The following is a 19,905-nucleotide window of genomic DNA, read 5'->3' on the forward strand; positions in this document are numbered from 1 at the left end:
GCGACGCTAGTCCCGCCCGTGCGGGTCGTCCATGCCCGCTGGACGACCGCCCGAATATATTTTAGGCTTGAAATATGTCGTCGCGAAAAGCCGTTCAGAGCATCGCCGTCACAGGCGCCGGACCCGGCGGCCTCTACCTCGCCATTTCCCTGAAGCTGCGCGATCCGTCCCTGTCGGTGACGGTGTACGAGCGCAACAAGCCGGACGACACCTTCGGCTGGGGCGTGGTCTTCTCCGATCAGACCCTGGCCAATCTGAAGGCCAACGACCCGGAGACGGCGGCGATCATCGAGGCCGCCTTCGTCCACTGGGACGACATCGACGTCCACATCCACGGCCAGACCATCCGCTCCGGCGGCCACGGCTTCGCCGGCATCGGCCGCAAGCGGCTGCTGAACATCCTGCAGGAGCGCGCCCGCTCTCTCGGTGTCGAACTGGTGTTCGAGCATGAGGTCGAGGACATCCACGCCCTGCCGGCCGATGTCATCGTCGCCGCCGACGGCCTGAACAGCCGCGTCCGCAACGCCGATCCGGAAACCTTCGGCGTCGACGTCGACGTGCGCTCGAACAAATACATCTGGCTGGGCACGGCGCAGTCGTTCGGCGCCTTCACCTTCGCCTTCGTCGAGACCCCGCACGGCTGGATCTGGGCCCACGCCTACCAGTTCGAACCGGGCGCCTCGACCTTCATCGTCGAATGCACCGAGGCCACCTGGCGCGGCCTCGGCTTCGATACGATGGACACCGACCAGACCTGCCGCACGGCCGAGGCCCTGTTCGCCGACTGGCTGGGCGGCCATGCGCTGATGAGCAATGCGCGCCACCTGCGCGGCTCGGCCTGGCTGAACTTCCCACGCGTCGCCTGCGCCAACTGGCGTGACGGCAAGGTCGTGTTGTTGGGCGACGCCGCCCACACCGCCCACTTCTCCATCGGCTCCGGCACCAAGCTGGCCTTCGAGGACGCCATTCGCCTGGCCGAGGCCCTGACCGGCGACGGCGATCTTGAAACCTACGAAACAGAGCGCCGCGTCGAGGTTCTGAAGCTGCAAAGCGCTGCGAGAAATTCGACCGAGTGGTTTGAAAATCTTGAACGTTACGTCGACCTGGACCCGCGCCAGTTCGCCTACAGCCTGCTGACCCGCAGCCAGCGCGTCAGCCACGAGAACCTGCGTCTGCGCGACAACGCCTTCCTCACGGGCGTCGAGAAATGGTTCGCCGAGGCCGCCGGCGCGCCGCCGTCGAAGACCCCGCCGCCGCCGATGTTCGCCCCGCTTCGCCTGCGTGGTTTGACCATTCCGAACCGCGTCGTCGTCTCGCCCATGTGCATGTATTCGGCCGAGGACGGCACGGTCGGCGACTTCCATCTGGTCCACCTGGGCGGCCGCGCCATGGGTGGAGCCGGTCTGGTCTTCACCGAGATGACCGACGTCTCGGCCGACGGCCGCATCACCCACGGCTGCGCCGGCATGTACCGGCCGGAGCACCGCGACGCCTGGGCGCGCATCGTCGACTTCGTCCACGCCCAGGGCTCGCGGATCGCCATGCAGTTGGCCCACGCCGGCCGCAAGGGATCGGTCGAACGTCCGTGGGGCGAGCGCGCCGATCAATCATTGATTCAGGGCGGCTGGGAGCTCATCGCCCCCTCCGCCATCGCCTGGGACGAGGGCGATCAGGTCCCGCGCGAGATGACCCGCGCCGATATGGACCGCGTCACCGCCGACTTCGTCCAGGCGACCCGCTGGGCCGACGAGGCGGGCTTCGACATGGTCGAACTGCACTGCGCCCACGGCTATCTGCTGTCGTCCTTCCTGACCCCGGTCTCCAACCACCGCATGGACGAGTACGGCGGCCCGATCGAGAACCGCCTGCGCTTCCCGCTTGAGGTCTTCCGCGCCATGCGGGCCGTCTGGCCCGACGACAAACCCATGTCCGTGCGCCTGTCGGCGACCGACTGGGTCGACGAAGGGCTGAGCCCCGACGAGTCCGTCGTCATCGCCCGCGCCTTCGCCGACGCCGGCTGCGATCTGATCGACGTCTCCGCCGGCCAGACCACGCCCAACGGCACGCCGGTCTACGGCCGCATGTTCCAGACCCCGCTCAGCGACCGCATCCGCAACGAGGCGGGCGTGGTGACCATGGCGGTCGGCAACATCTACGAGACCGACCACGTCAACAGCATCCTGGCCGCCGGCCGCGCCGATCTGTGCGCCCTGGCCCGCCCGCACCTCGCGGATCCGAACTGGAGCCTGCGCGCCGCGGCCGAGCTCGGCTGGCGCGGCATCCAGCCGCCGGTCCAGTACCGCGCCGGCTTCGCCCAGCTGGCGCGCAATCTCGAAAAGCAGCAGCAGGCGGGACCGGTATGAAGACGCTCGACGGACGCCATGCCGTGGTCACCGGCGCCGGGTCCGGCATCGGCCGCGCAACCGCCGAGCTGCTGGCCCTGTCGGGTGCGCGGGTGACCTTGATCGGCCGTCACGTCGGTCGCCTGTCCGAAACGGCCGACCGCATCGGCGACGACGCCTTCGCCGCCCCCGGCGATGTCACCGATCCCGACTCCCTCGCCGCTGCCATCGATGCCGGGCGCGACCGGTTCGGGCCGATCGACATCCTGGTCAACAACGCCGGCGGCGCCAGCTCCGCGCCCTTCCTGAAGGCCGGCGCCGGCGACCTGCGCGCCATGCTGGCGCTCAACCTCGAAGCCCCCGCCGAGGCCATCCGGCTGGTGCTGGACGGCATGATCACCCGCCGACAGGGCCGTATCGTCAACGTCGCCTCGACCGCCGGCCTCAAGGGCTACGGCTATGTCTCCAGCTATGTCGCGGCCAAGCATGGCCTCGTCGGCCTGACCCGGGCCCTGGCGCTGGAGGTCGCGTCGAAGGGCGTCACCGTCAACGCCGTCTGCCCCGGCTTCACCGACACCGACATGGTCGCCCGCTCGGTCGAGACCATCGTCGGCAAGACCGGCCGCAGCGAGGACGAGGCCCGCGCGGCCCTGGCCAGCGGCAATCCACAGGGCCGGCTGATCACCGCCGACGAGGTCGCCGAGACCATCGTCTGGCTGTGCGGCGACGGCGCCTCGGGCGTCAACGGCGCCGCCATCACCGTCGCCGGGGGCGAGCTGTGACCCCCGGCGCGGCGATGCCGGACCGGCTCGGGGGCGCCCCGGACGGCAAGCGTTCGCTGCGCCTTTGGCTGCGTCTGCTGACCTGCTCCACCGCCATCGAGCAGCGCATCTCCGCGCGTCTGCGCGACGAGTTCGGCTCCACCCTGCCGCGCTTCGACATGCTGTCGGCGCTGGACCGCGCGGGCGAGGCCGGTCTGACCATGGGCGAGGTCTCGCGTATGCTGATGGTCTCCAACGGCAACGTCACGGGCCTGGCCCAGCGGCTGAAGGCCGACGGCCTGATCGAACACCTGCCCGGCGCCGACCGCCGCGTGCAGCGCGTCCGCCTGACCGCTGAAGGCCAGACCCGCTTCACCGCCATGGCGCGGGCGCACGAACACTGGATCGAGGGGCTGTTCGCCGGTCTGACCGACGGCGACGCCGAGGAACTCACGACACTGCTGGACGGCGCCAAGCGCTCGATCCACTCCGCCGCTCACGAGGAGAGCAACCGATGAAGGCGCGCGAATACCGGGCTGAGCATTTCCTGTGGTCGGTGGACGACGACGGAGTCGCCACCCTGACGCTGAACCGGCCCGAGCGGAAAAACCCGCTGACCTTCGAGTCCTACGCCGAGATGCGCGACCTGTTCCGCGACCTGGTACACGCCGACGACTGCAAGGTCGTGGTCGTCACCGGCGCCGGCGGCAACTTCTCCTCGGGCGGCGACGTGCATGAGATCATCGGCCCGCTGACCGAAATGGAGATGCCGGCCCTGCTGCGCTTTACGCGCATGACGGGCGATCTGGTCAAGGCCATGCGCGGCTGTCCCCAGCCGGTCATCGCGGCGCTGGACGGCGTCTGCGTCGGCGCCGGAGCCATCATGGCCATGGCCTCGGACATTCGCATCGCCACGCCGAAGACGAAGACCGCCTTCCTGTTCACCCGCGTCGGCCTGGCCGGCTGCGACATGGGCGCCTGCGCCATCCTGCCCCGCCAGATCGGCCAGGGCCGCGCCTCGGAACTGCTGTTCACCGGCCGCGTCATGACCGCCGACGAGGGCGAGCGCTGGGGCTTCCACAACCGGCTCGTCGAGACGGACGCCCTGATGGACACGGCGCTGGAGATGGCCCGCGCCCTGGCGAAGGGACCGACCTTCGCCCACGGCATGACCAAGAACCAGCTCAACATCGAGTGGGACATGAGCCTGGACGCCGCCATCGAATCCGAGGCCCAGGCCCAGGCCATCTGCATGAAGACGCATGACTTCCGCCGCGCCTACGAGGCCTTCGCGGCCAAGCGCGAGCCGGTGTTCGAGGGGAACTGAGCCATGGCTGACCGCAGCTTCCTCGACTGGCCCTTCTTCGACGATCGCCACCGCGCCTTCGCCGCCGATATCGAGGCCTGGGCCGAGGCGAACCACCACGCCCTGCACCTGCACGGCGACCATGATCTGGACGGCGACTGCCGCACGATCCTGAAGGCGCTGGCCGGCGGCGGCTGGCTGAAGAACGCCGTGCCCGACGCGGACGGCAAACTCGACGTCCGCACCCTGTGCCTGACGCGCGAGACCCTGGCCCGCCGCTCGGGCCTGGCCGACTTCGTCTTCGCCATGCAGGGGTTGGGCTCCGGTCCCATCAGCCTGTTCGGCACGCCCGACCAGAAGGGCCGCTGGCTGCCCGGCGTCGCCGCCGGCGAGACCATCGCCGCCTTCGCCCTGTCTGAGCCCGAGGCCGGATCGGATGTCGCCGCCATGGCCATGACCGCCCGCCGCGACGGGGACGCCAAGGACGGGGGCTGGGTGCTGGACGGCGTGAAGACCTTCATCTCCAACGGCGGCCTCGCCGACCGCTACACCGTCTTCGCCCGCACGGGCGAAGGGGAGGGGGCCAAGGGCATCAGCTGCTTCGTCGTCGATGCCGACACGCCCGGGTTCGAGGTCGTCGAGCGCATCCCCCTGATGGCAGCCCACCCGCTGGCCACCCTGAAGTTCAGCAACTGCCGCATCGACGGCGACCGCATCCTCGGCCAGCCCGGCGAAGGCTTCCGCATCGCCATGGCGACGCTGGACGTGTTCCGCTCGACCGTGGCCGCCGCGGCCCTCGGCTTCTCGCGTCGCGCCTTCGACGAGGCCGCCAACCGGTCCGTGAACCGCAAACTGTTCGGCGCGCCGATGGCCGACCTGCAGCTGGTCCAGGCCTCGCTGGCCGACATGGCGCTGAAGATCGACGCCTCGGCCCTGCTGATCTACCGCGCCGCCTGGCTGAAGGATCAGGGCGCGCCGCGGGTCACCCGCGAAGCCGCCATGGCCAAGCTCTACGCCACCGACGAGGCCCAGGCCGTCATCGACGCGGCGGTGCAGATCTTCGGCGGGCTCGGCGTCGTTTCGGGCAACCCGGTCGAGCGCCTGTACCGCGAGATCCGCGCCCTGCGCATCTATGAGGGCGCCTCCGAGGTGCAGAAGATCGTCATCGCCCGCCAGGCGCTGGGCGCGTTCCAGGGAGGGCGCTGATGGGGGTCAGCGGGCATCTCGACCGGTTCGTCATCGACCACCTGCCGCCGCAGGATCAGCGGCCGGATCTCATCTTCGACCTGCCCGAGCTGGAATATCCGGACCAGCTGAACGCCGGCGCCGAACTGGTCGAGCGCGCCATCGCCGCCGCCGGTCCCGACGCCCGCGCCCTGCTGCAGGCCGACGCCGCATGGACCTGGGGTCAGGTCGACGCCGCCTCGAACCGCATGGCCCGGGTGCTGGTCGAGGACATGGGCCTGGTCCCCGGCGCCCGCGTGCTGCTGCACGGACCCAACTGCGCCTGGGTCACCATCGCCTGGTTCGCCATCCTCAAGGCCGGCGGCGTCGTCGTCGCCACCATGCCCATGCTGCGCGCGGGCGAATTGGCTGTCGTCTGCAACAAGGCCCAGGTCAGCCACGCCCTGTTCGATCCGGCCCTGAAGGCCGCCGTCGTCGAGGCCCAGGCCGAAGCGCCGGCGCTGACGACCCTGCTGGACGCCGACGCCCTGCGCTCGGCCGCCGACGGCAAGGACGCGCAGTTCGAAGCCGTCGCCACGGCTGCCGAGGACCCGGCGCTGATCGCCTTCACCTCCGGCACCACAGGCCAGCCCAAGGGCTGCGTCCACTTCCATCGCGACGTGCTGGCCATGGCTGACACCTTCGCCCGGCACATCGTTCAACTGGGAAGCAACGACGTCGTCGTCGGCACCCCGCCGATCGCCTTCACCTTCGGCCTCGGCGGCCTGATCGTCTTCCCGGCCGCGGTCGGCGCCGCCACCGCCTTCGCCGACCGGCCCGGTTTCGACGCTCTCGCCGAGACGATCGAGCGCCACCACGCCACCGCCCTGTTCACCGCCCCGACCGGCTACCGCGCCCTGCTGAAGCTGGCCGGCCAGCACGACCTGTCCAGCCTGGCTACCTGCGTCTCGGCGGGCGAGGCCCTTCCTGCCGCGACCTCGGACGCCTGGCGCGAGGCCACCGGCGTCCGTATCATCGACGGCATCGGCTCGACGGAGATGATCCACATCTTCATCTCGGCGCGCGGCGACGACATCCGCCCCGGCGCCACCGGCAAGGCCGTGCCGGGCTATGAGGCGCGCATCGTCGATGACGTCGGCAATCCGCTGCCCCGGGGTCGCACCGGACGCCTGGCGGTGCGCGGTCCGACCGGCTGCCGCTACCTCGACGATCCCCGCCAGACCGCCTACGTCCGCGACGGCTGGAACCTGACCGGCGATGTCTACCGCCTCGATGAGGACGGCTATTTCTGGTTCGTCGCCCGCGCCGACGACATGATCGTCTCCTCCGGCTACAACATCGGCGCGCCCGAGGTGGAGAACGCCCTGCTGCGCCACCCCGCCGTCGCCGAGGCCGCGGTCATCGGCGCGCCGGACGAGGAGCGCGGCCAGATCGTCAAGGCCTTCGTGGTCCTCAACGCCGGCCACGACGCGTCCGACACGCTCCGCACCGCCCTGCAGGATCACGTGAAGGGCGCCATCGCCCCGTACAAATATCCTCGCGCGCTCGATTTCGTGGACGCCCTGCCCAAGACCCAGACCGGCAAGCTCCAACGCTTCCGGCTGAAGGCGGACGCATGAGCGGCCAGGTCTTCACCGTCGAACGCCGCGTCCGTTTCGCCGACGTCGACGCGGCCGGGATCGTCTTTTTCCCGCGCTATTTCGAGATGCTGAATGGCGTGGTCGAGGACTGGTTCGCCGACGCGCTGGGCGTCTCCTTCGGCGAACTGCATCTGCAGCGCCATTCCAGCGTGCCGACCGCCGCGATCGAGGCCCGCTTCGCCGCGCCGTCGCGGCTGGAGGACGACCTGCGTTTCTCCCTGACCGTTACGAAACTGGGCGGCGCGTCCTGCGGCCTGCGCCACCGCATCGAATGCGGCGACGAACTGCGCTTCGAGGCGACCCAGACGATCGTTCACGTCGGCGCCTCGCTCAAGCCCGAACCCTGGCCGCAGCCCCTGCGCGAGCGTATCGCGCCGTTTGTGGAGTCCCCCCGATGAACCGCGTCCTGCTGCCGGAAGGCTGGCCCCGGCCCAAGGGCTATTCGAACGGCGTCGCCGCCGAGGGCCGCATGGTCTTCGTCGCCGGCCAGATCGGCTGGAGTCCGGACGGCGTCTTCCCGGAAGGCGGCTTCGCGCCCCAGTTCCGGCAGACCATCGAGAACACCCTGGCCGTGCTGAAAGAGGCGGGCGCCGGCCCCGAGCACATCGTGCGCATGACCTGGTACGTCGTCGACAAGGCCGAGTACCTCGCCAACCTGGCCGAGATCGGTGCGGTGTGGCGCGAACTGATCGGCCGCAACTATCCGGCCATGGCCGTGGTCGAGGTGAAGGGCCTGGTCGAGGACGCGGCGCGGGTCGAGATCGAGACCACCGCCGTCATTCCCTGAGGCGTCGCCTCAGAAGATCTTGCCGGGGTTCATCAGGTTTTGCGGGTCCATGGCCCGTTTGACCGCCGCCATGACCGCCACCGCCGCGCCCTGTTCGGCCAGCAGATGCTTCTTCTTGCCCAGGCCCACGCCGTGTTCGCCGGTACATGTGCCGCCGACCGACAGGGCGCGCTCGATCAGCCGGTCCGCCGCTGCCTTCACCCGCGCGCTCTCATCCGCATCGCTGGGATCGACCAGCAGGATGGCGTGGAAATTCCCGTCGCCGACGTGGCCCAGGATCGGCCCGGTCAGGCCCGAGGCGTCGATGTCCGCCCGCGTCTCCAGGATGCACTCCGCCAGACGGGACACCGGCACGCACACGTCGGTGGTCAGGGCCACCTTGCCCGGCGCCAGCGCCAGGGCCGCGAAATAGGCCTTGTGCCGCGCGTCCCACAGCCGGTCGCGATCCTCCTGCGCGGTCGACCACTGGAAGTCGCCGCCGCCGTGGCCCGAGGCCAGCTCGCCGAAGATCTCAGCCTGCTCCTTCACGCCTGCAGGCGTGCCGTGGAACTCCAGGAACAGGGTCGGCTGCTCCGGATAGTCGGTGTGGCTGTACGCGTTGACGGCCTTCATCTGCAGCGCGTCCAGCACCTCCATCCGCGCCATCGGCAGGCCGTACTGGACCGCGTCGATGACCGTGTTCACGGCGCCTTCCAGCGTTTCGAAGGTGCAGACCGCCGAGGCGACCTCTTCCGGAATGCCGTGCAGCCGGACCTGGATTTCGGTGATGACGCCCAGCGTGCCCTCGGCGCCGGTGAACAGGCCGGTCAGGTCGTAGCCGGCCGACGACTTCCGCGCCCGCCCGCCGGTGGTGATCACCTCGCCGCTGGGCAGCACCACGGTCAGGCCCATGACATTGGCCCGCATGCCGCCGTAGCGGACGGTGGTGGTGCCCGACGCCCGGGTGGAGACCATCCCGCCGATGGTGGCGTCAGCGCCCGGATCGACCGGGAAGAACAGGCCCTGGTCGCGCAGCGCCGTGTTCAGCTGCTTGCGCGTCACCCCCGCCTGCACCCGCGCGTCCAGATCGGGCGCGTTGATGGCGAGGATGGCGTTCATCTCGGACAGGTCGATGGTCAGGCCGCCCTGCGGCGCCAGCACATGCCCCTCGACCGATGACCCCGCGCCGTAGGGAATGATCGGCAGGCCGTGGCGCGCGCAGATGCGCACCGCATCCGAAACCTCGTCGGTCGAGCGCGCCATCAGCACCGCGTCCGGCGGCAGATCCGGGTGGAAGCCCTCGACCGTCGCGTGGTTGCGGCGCACCGCCTCGGCCGTCGACAGCTGCGCGCCGAAGCGTTCCGCCAGCTCCTCGAGCGCGCCCGGGTTGGAAGTCTTGAGGGCGTTCATCGTCAGAACCCGTGTCGGAAGAAATAGGTGGTGCGGTCCCGGACCAGCCCGGCCTCGAAGCGGTAGGCGTCGGCGAAGCGCTCGTGGATCGGCGAGCCGTCGCGGCAGCGTCCCTCGACCATGCCCATGGCCACGGCCCGGTCGCCCTCGACGACGATCTCGTCGATGTGGATGGTCGAGGTCAGCGCCTTGCGGTGCTTGCGGTACCAGTCGACCACCGCCTCACGCCCGGCGATCACCGCCGTGCCGGGGCGCCGGTAGGTGACGTCGTCGTGCAGGCAGCTGTCGAGCGTGTCGTGGTCGCCCAGCTCGATGGCCTTGTGAACGGTGAGGATCAGGTCTCGCAACGCAGCCGTCCCGGAAAAACTGGCGAGGCTCCAGGTCCTCGCACGCCCGACACTATCGCGTTGCGCGAGCGGCGCGGGGGCGGGGCGTATGCCTGGCGGCACGGGCCCTTTGCCCCGCGAGGCGCTCAGTTGCGGGCGGCCTCGGCCAGCATGGCGCCGACGGCGCGGTCGAAATGCTCGTCCATCGCCTGACGCGCCGCATCGGCGTCGCGGCGCATGATGGTGTCGGCGAGCTCCAGGTGCTTCTGGATGATCGCCGCATGCTCCTCGCCGGTCCGGCGCGTGCGCCAGGCGGCGGGCACAGCCGACTCCAGCAGCGGCTCGAACGAGGCGATGATCTTGGCCATCAGCGTGTTGCGGCTGGCCTCGGCGATGCTCTTGTGCAGCGCGATGTCCAGGCCGATCAGCTCCGGCGAGCCGCGCTCGGCCCGGGCCATGCCCTCGGCGATGGCGCGGATGCGCTCCGCCTCCTCATCGGTGCGGCGGACGGCGGCCAGGGCGATGGTCTCGGTCTCAAGGCAGCGCCGGGTCTCCCAGATCTGCAGCACGCTGATCTGTTCCGTGCGCACCGCATGGTCCAGCGAGATCGACAGGGTCTGGCTGCTCAGCGCGCTGACGCGCGGGCGGCGGCCGTTGGCCGTGTCGATGATGTTCAGCGCGGCCAGCGCCCCGAAGGCCTCGCGCACCACCGGCCGGCTGACGCCCAGCCGTTCGGTGAAGCTGTTCTCGCTGGGCAGTTCGTCGCCCACGCGCAGCCGTTCGCGGCCGATATGCTCGGCCACCTGACGCATCACGTACTGGACGCGGGTCTCTTCGTGATGGAGGTCGCTGGGCATGGGGACGTCGTATCGGTCAGGCGTTACAGGTCGAGCCTAGCACGGCTCTCGCGGATGGATACTCAGGCCGCAGCCGCCGCCACACGGCCGCCGGCGCGGCGGAATTCCGTCGGGCACAGGCCGAATCGCTTGGTGAAGGCGCGGGCGAAGCTGGCGTTGTTCAGATAGCCGGCGCCGTATCCCACCACCGACACCGGACGGCTGGTCGCGGTCAGATCGGCGGCGGCCTTCGACAGGCGATGCTCGGCCAGGCAGTCGGCGACGGTCTGGCCGAACACCTCGCGGAAGCCCTGGGTCAGCTTGGCGCGGTTCAGGCCGGCGATGCGGCCGATCGTGCTCAGGGTCAGCTTCTCGTCGAAGCGGGTGGCGATCACCTGACGCGCCGCCATCAGACGCTCCATCTCCTGCAGGCTCAGGCTGGCGGTCGACGACTGCGGCACCAGGTCGGCGCGTCCGGCGCGGTCGATGACCTCGCAGATCAGCTCCTGGCATTTGGCGCGCTGGTACAGGGTGCGGGCGAAGCCGGTGATCGAGGGCGTCGCGGCGGCCATCACCAGCGCCGACAGGGCGTCCGGCAGATAGAAGTCGCCCGCGCCCAGATCGGCGAAGAAGTGCTGGAACTCGCCGGTGGCGACGAAGGTCACGGTCAGCACGCCCGGTCCGTCTCCGGAACAGGGCAGGGGACGCGCCGTCAGTTCGGCGACGGAGCCCAGCGTCAGGGTCGCGTTTGTCCCCCGCCGGCCGGTCGCCTGCCACTCGATGGCGCAGCGCACGGCGCGGGCGTCGGCGGCGTCGATGAGCGGCGGCTTGCCGTCGCGCCCGATCAGCACCCGCAGGCCCGGTTCGAGGTCCAGCTGCACGCCGGCGTCGTCGATCATGTCGTGGGTGGTCTGCATGGACCGGCTCCCGTCGTTTCATGGCGAGGCGGCGGTCGTTCGACTCTTCGCGCCTCGGCTCCCGGGGAGGATTCATAACCTGTATTACAGGTCATGCAAGACCTATCTGATAGGTCGTATGCAGACACGAAAAAGCCCGCCGCTCCGGAGAACGGCGGGCCCCATCGGATCGGGCTTCAGATCAGAAGCTGTAGCCCAGCCGCACCCCGACGCGACGCCCGTCGCCGATCTGGCCCAGGCTGCCCAGGGCGGGCAGGCCGGCGACCGTCAGCACCGAGCTGTCGATGTAGGATTCGTAGTATTCTTCCTCGAGCAGATTGTTCGCGAACACCGCCAGTTCGACCTGGTCGATGCGGTAGGTGATCGAGGCGTTGGTCAGGATGTAGGCGTCCAGCAGCGGCGAGAAGGTCTCGCTCAGGCTTGATCCCACACGGTTGCCCTTGCCGACGAAGCCGCCGCTGAAGGTCAGGTCGCCGTCGCCAACCGGCACGACGTAGTCGGTCTGGAGATTGAAGGTCCAGTCGGGCAGGAACGGGATCCGGTCGCTGGGCAGCTGGCGGCCGGTGACGTCGACATAGCGGCTGTCGTCGGTGATGCGGGCCCGTTGCAGCATGCCGCCGCCGTGGACCGACCAGGCGTCCGTGATCTCGAGGTTGAACTCGGCCTCGACGCCGTAGGTCTCGACGTCGCCGGTGTTCAGGTTGATGCCGACGAAGCCGCCGCCGGGGACGGTGGACGGCGCCAGGCTGTTCTGGCCGATGAAGTCCCGATAGTCGTTGTAGAAGGCCGCCGCCTGCAGGGTGAAGCGGCGATCCCCCGAGCTCAGCTTGGTGCCGACCTCATAGGTCCAGACAGAGTCGCCGTCATAGGTCGGGTTCGGCGCGCCCGGCCCGTTGGTGCCGCCGCCGCGGAAGCCGCGGGCGATCGAGCCGTAGATCATGGTGTTGTCGTCGATCCGCTTGCGCAGGGCGACGCGCGGCTGCCACTCCTCGGCCTCGTACTGCGAGTTCACGGCGCTCTGGAAGTCGACCTTCTGGCTGTCGTAGCGCAGGCCGACCGTCAGCTCGAGGTCGGGCTGGATGTCCCAGAAGGCGGTGCCGAATACGGCCCAGATGTCGGCGTCCGAGTTGGCGAAGGCCGAAACGGTCGGGTTGCCGGGCACGAACATCAGGGTGTTGGACGAGACCTGATCATTGGTCTGGTTGGACCCGAAGAAGCCGATCAGGGTCGAGAAGGTGTCGCTCCACTCGGTGTCGAAGCGCAGCTCCGCGCTCTTCGTCTCCAGCTCGCCGGAGTTGGTGCTGAAGAACAGATTGATCGGCTGGAAGTCGCCGTCGCTCGATCCGACGTTCTCGCGCTTGTCGTAGGACAGCAGCGCGGTCATGTCGGTGTTTGTGCTGACCGGCATGTCCAGCTTCACATTGACGCCGGTGTAGTCGTACTCGGCCTCGCTGCGGAAGTTCGTCTGGGCGTCGTTGCGGTAATCGCGCGGGCCGGTGGTCAGGGCGTACAGCGGCCCGGTGCCGTCGACGCTGTCGGCATAGGCGTTCAGCGTCACGATCGCATCGCCCGGCGCGATCCAGCGCAGCGAGCCGCGCACCGTGTCCTGCTTCAGACGGTTGGCGTCGTCATAGCCCAGCAGGCTGTTGACGATGAAGCCGTCGCGGCTCTGCGTGCCGGCCGAGATGCGGCCCTGCAGCACGCCCGGGATGATCGGGCCGGAAACGGTGCCGCCCACGATGTAGAAGTCGTCCGGATCGGCATAGGTCGCGGTGACGCGGCCTTCGATGTCGTCGGTCGGTTGTTTGGTGGTGACGTTGATCGCGCCGCCCAGGGTGTTCTGGCCGAACAGGGTCGACTGCGGCCCGCGCAGCACTTCGATCTGCTCCACCGCCAGGGTCGGGCTGTTCAGGTAGGACGTGTTGGCCTGATAGACGCCGTCCACGAAGATGCCGACGCCCGGCTGCACATTGTCCAGCAGCGTCGTGCCGATGCCGCGGATCGAGATGAAGGCGCGACCGGCGGCGTCCGAGTTGATGTTCAGGCCCGGCGTCACGGCGGCGATGTCGCGGATGGAGGTGAACTGGCGCTCCTCGAGGGTTTCGCTGGTCACGGCGGTCACGGCGACCGGCACGTCGGCCAGACGCTCGGAGCGCTTGCGGGCGGTGACGATGACTTCGTCGATGGTCGTGGCGTCTTCCGCCTGCGGATCCACGGACTGGGCCGAGACGGTTCCGGCGGCGGACAGGGCCGTCAGCGCGGTCGCGCATAGAAGCAGGGCTTTACCGAAACGCATCGCTTTCATCCTCCCGTAGCGTACTGACGACGCCTGTTGTTATGCCGCCTATCAGACAGGTCGCGGGCGGGTCCGTTAAGAGGTTTTGAGGCGTCGCGATGTGCCGGGCGGCACAAAACCTGTCCCGGGACCGCCCCGTACAGCGCTTCGGCGGCGCTGGCGCAGGGGATTTCTGCCGACCGGCATATCGCCCGGGGCGCGCGCCGCGCCGCCGACTGCCTATACAGGGATCAGTACCGATGGAGCGCCTATGACCGACCCGATCGTCACCCTCGACACCGGCCGCATCCGCGGCGTGCGGGATGCAGCCGTGGTCCGGTATCTGGGCGTCCCCTATGCCGCGGCCCCGGTCGGCGAGCGGCGCTTCCTGTTGCCCCAGCCCTGTCCGGCCTGGGACGACGTCCGCGACGCCACCCGGCCAGGCGCCAGTGCGCCGCAGAAGATCAAGGAGTTTCCCGGTCTGGATGTCACGCCCCTCGTCGGCGAAGGCTGGCAGCGGGGCGACGACTATCTGAACGTCAACGTCTGGGCGCCGGCCGGGGGCGGGCAGGGGCTGCCGGTCATGGTCTTCATCCACGGCGGCGCCTTCGTGCTCGGTGGCAACAGCGCCGCCGTGCAGGACGGTTCCGCCTTCGCGCGCTCGGGCGTGATCTGCATGTCGATCACCTACCGCATGGGCGTCGACGGCTTCGCCCCCATTCCGGGCGTGCCCACAAACCTCGGCCTGCGCGACCAGATCTTCGCCCTGCAGTGGGTCCAGCGGAACGCCGCGGCCTTCGGCGGCGACGCCGCCAACGTCACCGTCTTCGGCGAATCCGCCGGGGCCATGTCCATCGCCAATCTCGTCGCCTCGCCGCTGGCGAAAGGCCTGTTCCGCCGCGCCATCATCCAGAGCGGTCACGGCTCCATGGTCCGCACGCCCGAGGCCGGCCAGCGCCTCGTCCGCAAGCTGGCGCAGATGCTGCGCATCAAGCCGACCCTCGACGGCTTCCGCAGCCGCGGTCTCGATGAGACGGTCGCCGTGACCGAACGTATTTCCCAGCCCAACGTCCGCGTCGACCTGCGCAACGACGAGGGCCGCGAGCCGGTCTACGGCCTCAGCAAATTCGTGCCCGTCTTCCGTGACGAGGTCCTGCCGCAGCATCCGCTCGATGCGCTCAAGGCCGGCGAGGGCGCCGACGTCGACATGCTGATCGGCACCAATCGCGAGGAGATGAACCTCTACTTCGTCCCCACCGGCGTGCGCCCGAAACTCAGCGGCTGGCTCTCGAAGCTGATCCTCAAGAAGGTCGAGCCGCGCGCCGTTCCCGCGCTCAAGGCCTACGGTCTCGGCCAGCGCGGTCAGAAGGCCGGCTGGGTCTTCACCCGCTGCCTCAGCGACCTGGTCTTCCGCTATCCCGCCCGTCAGTTCGCGGCCGCGCACAAGGGCCGCACCCACGTCTACGAACTGGAATGGCGCTCGCCCCAGACCGGCGGCGAGCTGGGCGCCTGCCACGGCATCGAGCTGCCCTTCGTCTTCAACACCCTGGCCTCGGTGACGGGGCCGCAAGGGTTGGCCGGCGAGAACCCGCCCCAGGCTCTGGCGGATCGCATCCACGCCATCTGGGTCGAATACGCCCGCACCGGCGCCCTGCCGTGGGGTGAATACACCACCGCCGATCCGCAGGTCTTCGCGCTGGAGGCCGGCAAGGCCGAGCGCGAGCCCCCCATGCCCTGCGCCGCCGTCCTGGCCTGAGGAAGCCCATGTATCTCGAGCGTTTGAAACTGACCGACCGCGTCGCCTTCGTGACCGGCGGGGCCAGCGGCATCGGCCTGTCCTGCGTCGAGGCGATGGCCGAGGCCGGCGCCCGCGTCGTCATCGGCGACCTGACCCGCGAAGCCGTCGACGTCGCCACCGACGCCATGGCCGAGAAGGGCTACAACGTCGAAGGCATGGTCCTCGACGTCACCGACTCCGCCGCCGTCACCCGCGTCGCCGACGACCTCGTCGCCCGCCACGGCCGCATCGACATCCTCGTCAACAACGCCGGCATCGCGCTGAGCGAGATCGCGGCCGAGGACATGGAGGACGAGCGCTGGCTCAAGGTCCTCGACGTCAATCTGAACGGCAGCTTCTGGTGCGCCCGCGCCTTCGGCCGGCACATGCTTGCGCAAGGCAAGGGCAGCATCGTCAACGTCGGCTCGATGAGCGGCTTCATCGTCAACCGCCCCCAGGGCCAGGCTCACTACAACGCCTCCAAGGCCGCCGTGCACCACATGACCCGCTCGCTGGCGGCCGAGTGGGGCGCCCGCGGCGTGCGCGTCAACGCCGTCGCCCCGACCTATATCGCCACGCCGCTCAACGCCTTCGCCGACCGCGAGGCGCCGATGTTCAAGCGCTGGATCGACTCCACGCCGATGGGCCGTCTGGGCGAACCGGAAGAGGTCGCGTCGGTCGTCGCCTTCCTCGCCTCCGACGCGGCCAGCCTGATGACCGGCGCGATCGTGCTGACGGATGGCGGCTACACCTGCTGGTGACCACGGCGCCAAGCCTGCGAGCGGGTCCGCACAGCCACCCCGCCCGCATCGGCGTCCCGGGCTCCTAGGGTAGGGCGAACCTCAAACATCGAGCGACGCCCATGCCCTCCGACGCCGCCGTTCCCGCCCCGACCGCCGAAGTCCGTCCCACCCGGACGGCGCTCGGCCTGATCCTTCTGGCCCTGACCATCGCCAGCGGCGCCGCCATGCAGGGCTCCTTCAGCCCGGTGCAGGAGTTCGCCAAGGCCGACATGGGCCTCAGCGATCTGCAGATCAGCATGGTCCAGGGCCTGGCCGCCTCGATTCCGGTCGCGGTCCTGTCGATCCCGCTCGGCTGGCTGGTGGATCACACCACCCGGGTGCGCATCCTCATCGCCATGGCGGTCGTCTGGACGCTCGGCACCCTGGGCACGGCCTTCGCCGACAGCTTCGGCCTGCTGTTCGTCGCCCGCATGCTCGCGGGTCTCGGCGCCACCTGCTGCCTGCCGGTGGCCATCTCCATCGCCGCCGACCTTTGCCTGCCGCACCGCCGCGGCCGCTCCCTGCTGCTCCTCACCATGGGCAAGGTCGGCGGGCAGGCGGGCGCCTTCGCCATCGGCGGCATGCTGTTCAGCGTGCTGGCCGCCTCCACCGCCGCCCCGCTGTTCGGCCTCACCGCCTGGCGCGCCACCCACGTCTGGTTCGCCGTCGGCAGCGCAGCGCTGATCCTGCCGCTGTTCTTCCTCGCCGAGCCGACCCGCAAGGAAGTCAGCAAACCCGGCGCCGCGCTGGGCATCTCCCTGCAGGAGCTGTGGGAGCGCCGCCGCTTCCTCGCCCCGCTCTTCATCGGCCAGGTCGGCGTCGTCATGGCCGACGTCTCCGCGGGCGTCTGGGCCGCCCCGGTCCTGATGCGCAACTACGGCCTCCAGCCCGCCGACTTCGCGGGCTGGATGGGCCTCGCCTTCCTCGTCGCCGGCGTCTTCGGCGCCGTGCTGGGCGGCTTCGCGGCCGACTGGGGCCACAAGCGCTATCCCGGCAAGGGCATCCTGATCGGCGCCGTGATCGCCTCGGGACTCTCCATTCCGATGGCCCTGTTCCCGATCATGCCGCAGGTCGCCGGCTTCGGCGTCCTGCTCTCGCTCCTGCTGCTGTGCGGCACCATCGCCGGTCTGATCACCGCCACCGCCATCGCCGTTCTGGTGCCCAACGAGATCCGGGGCCTGTGCCTCGGCGCCTTCGTCGTCATCGGCGCCCTGGTCGGTCTGGGCGTCGCCCCGACCGCCGTCACCCTCGGCAGCACCCTGCTGGGCGGCGAGGACAAGCTGGGCCTGGCCCTCACGATCACCGGCGTCGCCACCAGCATCCTCGCCTTCGTCGCCTTCTTCATGGCCTGGCGCGCCGCCCCGAAATCCGCCTCGGACGCGGTCTGATCGCCTCCTGCGACTTCCCGCTATGTAGGCGCATCCATTGCCCCTAGGATCGCTGTCGAAACCGGCTGCCAGGGGGGAGGCGTGGTGAGTTCACAGGACGTTCGACGCCCGGCCTCTCTGGCCTGGGACGTCTCCTCGGCGACCTGCCCGGACGCGTTCGATCGCTATCACCAGAGCATGGCGGACCTCTACGATGTCACCGCCGAGCCTGCGGACAACGACCGCGTCTTCATCAGCCGCACCACCGTCACCCTGTTCGCCAACGGCACCGTGGGCCGCGGCTTCTCCGTCGGCCAGACCATGCGCCGCACGCCCGCCGCCATCCGCCGCGCCGGCCTCGACGTCATCAACATCGCGCTCAACTTCTCGCCCCTGGTGGGCGATTGCGGCGGCACCGACGTCCGCACCGAGCCGGGCGCCGTCCAGTTCCGCGACATGGCGCGCGAGTCCGCCTCGCATCTCGACAGCGTCGACCTGATCAACGTCATGGTCCTGCGCGAGGCCGCGCCCGCCTGGATGTGCGACGGCGCGATGCACGGCGCGGTCATGCGCCCCGACACGGCGGCTGGCCGCCTGCTGGCCGGCCATCTGGTCGTTCTCGCCCGTACGGCGCCCGAGCTCTCGCGCGAGCAGGGGGCCGCCGCCATCGAAGCGGCCATCCTGATCGCGGGCAGCGGCGCCGGCCGCCTGATTGATCCGACCGCGGACCAGAGCGAGGCGGTCTACCGGACCGTCCGGCACCGCGCGACGAAGATCATCGAGCGCCGCCTGCTGGATCCGACGCTCACCATTCAGGCCATCGTCGACGGGACGGGCGCCTCCAGGACGACCGTGTTCCGCGCCTTCGGCCCCGGCGGGGTCCGCGCCCATGTTCAGAACCTTCGCCTCGATCGCGCCAGGGCCATGCTCCGTCGGCAGGACGGTCGTCGCCGCACGGTCTCGGAAGTCGCCTTCAGCCACGGTTTCGCCAGCGCGGCCCATTTCAGCCGCCTGTTCCGCGCCCGCTTCGGACATCCGCCGACCGAGATCGCCATGCCCGAGCCTGAAGGCATCGCCGCCAACGAGTCCGGCTCCTCCGAGATGCGCCACGGCGTGGTGGTCGACTGGCTCCGCGACCGCGCCGCGAGGCTGGCGGCCTAGGCCTTCTCCGACGCCTTGCGCGCGCCCGGCGCGTGGCCGAACGCCTTGCGGAACGCCCGGCTGAAATGGGACTCGCTGGCGAAGCCGTGCGCGTGGGCGATCTCCGAGATCGTCGGATGCGGCCCGGTCCGGCCCGCCAGCACCTGACGCGCCAGTTCCAGCCGTCGCTGCCGGATGAAGGTGTTGACCCCGCCCGCGGGCAGGAACGACCGGTACAGCGTGGCCCGCGACAGGCCCAGCGCCTGGGTCAGGCTGTCCACGCCCAGATCAGGGCTCAGGATATGCGCCTCGATGTGACGGACGGCCGCCGTGAAGGCCGCACCCCCGGCCTCCGCATTGCTCGTCAAGGCGGCCTGGCGCTCGCCTTCCAGAGCCTGTTCGGCCAGCACCAGCACGGCCTCCAGCACGGCCTCGCCTTCGTCGGCCTTCATCGTATCGGCCAGCTTCACCGCGGTGGCCGCCAGGTTGGCGATCAGCCGCCCCACGGCCGAGCCCGCCGGAATATCGATCGGCGCCTTCGCCTTGAGGATCCACGCCGGCGCCGCCGAGCGGGGCAGGGCGACGACGATCATTTCGTTCGCCCCGTCATCCGTCAGGGGCATGCGCGACAGCTCGCCGATGCTGATCGCATAGGACGCCGCCTCGTCCGGCGCGGTCGCCGGTCGCCGCAGCACGATGCCGAAATCGCCGAACGACCCCGGCTCCGCACGCCCCCCGCGCGCCAGCACATGATCGCCGAACAGGAAGGACGCGTCGGCCGAGGACACGGAGTCCAGCGCCTCGAGCACGACCAGGAAGGCTTCGGCGCCGTCCTCGTCGTTCATGGCGCAGGCTTCGACGGCGTCCCCGGACATGACGGCTTCGTGCACTCCCCCCGCCGGACGACGCTGCGTCGCACCGGCGGGGGCAAGATGCTCGACCTGGTTAACGGACGCAAGTCCTTCTCTCACATGGATAAATTGCTCTTTCCGTGAGACGCGCAGACAAGTCGATGAGACAGATGGGCATATTTTTGGGTTGGTCGCACGACGTAACGTGGCCGCGAGCCGGTCGC

The 19,905-nt window shown here is 69.8% G+C and carries 18 protein-coding genes; 12 read left to right on the forward strand and 6 right to left on the reverse strand.

Features of this window, described 5'->3' with window-relative positions; translation table 11 throughout:
* The first annotated feature begins 74 nt into the window (after positions 1-74).
* The 8 genes from GGR12_RS06480 to GGR12_RS06515 are packed head-to-tail and all read left to right on the forward strand — an operon-like array spanning position 75 to position 8,021.
* Positions 75-2,363: a bifunctional salicylyl-CoA 5-hydroxylase/oxidoreductase gene (locus tag GGR12_RS06480; protein ID WP_183203522.1), complete on the forward strand. Its 2,289-nt coding sequence runs from the start codon at positions 75-77 to the stop codon at positions 2,361-2,363.
* Entirely contained in the window at positions 2,360-3,124 is a 765-nt protein-coding gene (locus tag GGR12_RS06485; protein WP_183203523.1) for an SDR family NAD(P)-dependent oxidoreductase, read from the forward strand. The genes GGR12_RS06480 and GGR12_RS06485 overlap by 4 nt, the downstream gene beginning before the upstream one ends.
* The gene (locus GGR12_RS16710) at positions 3,121-3,621 is read left to right on the forward strand and encodes a MarR family transcriptional regulator (protein WP_221212212.1); all 501 of its coding nucleotides are present in this window, start codon (positions 3,121-3,123) and stop codon (positions 3,619-3,621) included. The genes GGR12_RS06485 and GGR12_RS16710 overlap by 4 nt, the downstream gene beginning before the upstream one ends.
* Positions 3,618-4,430 (forward strand): enoyl-CoA hydratase family protein, encoded by an 813-nt coding sequence (locus GGR12_RS06495; protein ID WP_183203524.1) that lies wholly within the window; start codon positions 3,618-3,620, stop codon positions 4,428-4,430. The genes GGR12_RS16710 and GGR12_RS06495 overlap by 4 nt, the downstream gene beginning before the upstream one ends.
* A gap of 3 nt (positions 4,431-4,433) precedes the next feature.
* Positions 4,434-5,615 carry an acyl-CoA dehydrogenase family protein gene (locus GGR12_RS06500; protein ID WP_183203525.1) on the forward strand — a complete coding sequence of 394 codons (1,182 nt, stop codon included), beginning with the start codon at positions 4,434-4,436 and terminating at the stop codon, positions 5,613-5,615.
* Positions 5,615-7,213, forward strand: a complete 1,599-nt coding sequence (locus GGR12_RS06505; protein WP_183203526.1) for an AMP-binding protein — start codon at positions 5,615-5,617, stop codon at positions 7,211-7,213. The genes GGR12_RS06500 and GGR12_RS06505 overlap by 1 nt, the downstream gene beginning before the upstream one ends.
* Positions 7,210-7,632, forward strand: a complete 423-nt coding sequence (locus tag GGR12_RS06510; RefSeq protein WP_183203527.1) for an acyl-CoA thioesterase — start codon at positions 7,210-7,212, stop codon at positions 7,630-7,632. The genes GGR12_RS06505 and GGR12_RS06510 overlap by 4 nt, the downstream gene beginning before the upstream one ends.
* Positions 7,629-8,021 carry a RidA family protein gene (locus tag GGR12_RS06515; protein ID WP_183203528.1) on the forward strand — a complete coding sequence of 131 codons (393 nt, stop codon included), beginning with the start codon at positions 7,629-7,631 and terminating at the stop codon, positions 8,019-8,021. Before GGR12_RS06510 ends, GGR12_RS06515 begins: the two co-directional genes overlap by 4 nt.
* Positions 8,022-8,030: 9 nt before the next feature.
* On the opposite strand, the gene GGR12_RS06520 is transcribed toward GGR12_RS06515, so the two are convergent.
* From GGR12_RS06520 to GGR12_RS06540, 5 genes are all read right to left on the reverse strand, one after another.
* Complete coding sequence (locus GGR12_RS06520; protein WP_183203529.1) at positions 8,031-9,410, reverse strand: FAD-binding oxidoreductase; 1,380 nt, start codon at positions 9,408-9,410, stop codon at positions 8,031-8,033.
* Between the two features lie 2 nt (positions 9,411-9,412).
* The gene (locus GGR12_RS06525; RefSeq protein ID WP_183203530.1) at positions 9,413-9,757 is read right to left on the reverse strand and encodes a nuclear transport factor 2 family protein; all 345 of its coding nucleotides are present in this window, start codon (positions 9,755-9,757) and stop codon (positions 9,413-9,415) included.
* 125 nt (positions 9,758-9,882) lie between these two features.
* Positions 9,883-10,593, reverse strand: coding sequence for a FadR/GntR family transcriptional regulator (locus tag GGR12_RS06530; RefSeq protein WP_183203531.1), 711 nt, complete (start codon positions 10,591-10,593; stop codon positions 9,883-9,885).
* 62 nt (positions 10,594-10,655) lie between these two features.
* Positions 10,656-11,489 carry a helix-turn-helix domain-containing protein gene (locus GGR12_RS06535; RefSeq protein WP_183203532.1) on the reverse strand — a complete coding sequence of 278 codons (834 nt, stop codon included), beginning with the start codon at positions 11,487-11,489 and terminating at the stop codon, positions 10,656-10,658.
* Between the two features lie 181 nt (positions 11,490-11,670).
* A complete protein-coding gene (locus tag GGR12_RS06540) occupies positions 11,671-13,785 on the reverse strand; it encodes a TonB-dependent receptor (protein ID WP_183203533.1) in 2,115 nt (704 codons plus the stop codon).
* A 250-nt stretch (positions 13,786-14,035) separates the two neighbouring features.
* Here GGR12_RS06540 and GGR12_RS06545 point away from each other — a divergent pair, with 250 nt between their 5' ends.
* From GGR12_RS06545 to GGR12_RS16820, 4 genes are all read left to right on the forward strand, one after another.
* Positions 14,036-15,520: a carboxylesterase/lipase family protein gene (locus GGR12_RS06545; protein WP_183203534.1), complete on the forward strand. Its 1,485-nt coding sequence runs from the start codon at positions 14,036-14,038 to the stop codon at positions 15,518-15,520.
* Between the two features lie 8 nt (positions 15,521-15,528).
* Positions 15,529-16,302, forward strand: coding sequence for an SDR family NAD(P)-dependent oxidoreductase (locus GGR12_RS06550; RefSeq protein ID WP_183203535.1), 774 nt, complete (start codon positions 15,529-15,531; stop codon positions 16,300-16,302).
* Between the two features lie 101 nt (positions 16,303-16,403).
* Complete coding sequence (locus tag GGR12_RS06555) at positions 16,404-17,711, forward strand: MFS transporter (protein WP_183203536.1); 1,308 nt, start codon at positions 16,404-16,406, stop codon at positions 17,709-17,711.
* 84 nt (positions 17,712-17,795) lie between these two features.
* Positions 17,796-18,851: a helix-turn-helix domain-containing protein gene (locus GGR12_RS16820; protein ID WP_183203537.1), complete on the forward strand. Its 1,056-nt coding sequence runs from the start codon at positions 17,796-17,798 to the stop codon at positions 18,849-18,851.
* Here GGR12_RS16820 and GGR12_RS06565 read toward each other — a convergent pair.
* Positions 18,848-19,705, reverse strand: coding sequence for a helix-turn-helix transcriptional regulator (locus tag GGR12_RS06565; protein WP_183203538.1), 858 nt, complete (start codon positions 19,703-19,705; stop codon positions 18,848-18,850). The two genes, GGR12_RS16820 and GGR12_RS06565, sit on opposite strands and share 4 nt — an antisense overlap.
* Between the last annotated feature and the right edge of the window lie 200 nt (positions 19,706-19,905).

The organism is Brevundimonas lenta (genome assembly GCF_014196335.1).
Classification (GTDB): Bacteria; Pseudomonadota; Alphaproteobacteria; order Caulobacterales; family Caulobacteraceae; genus Brevundimonas; species Brevundimonas lenta.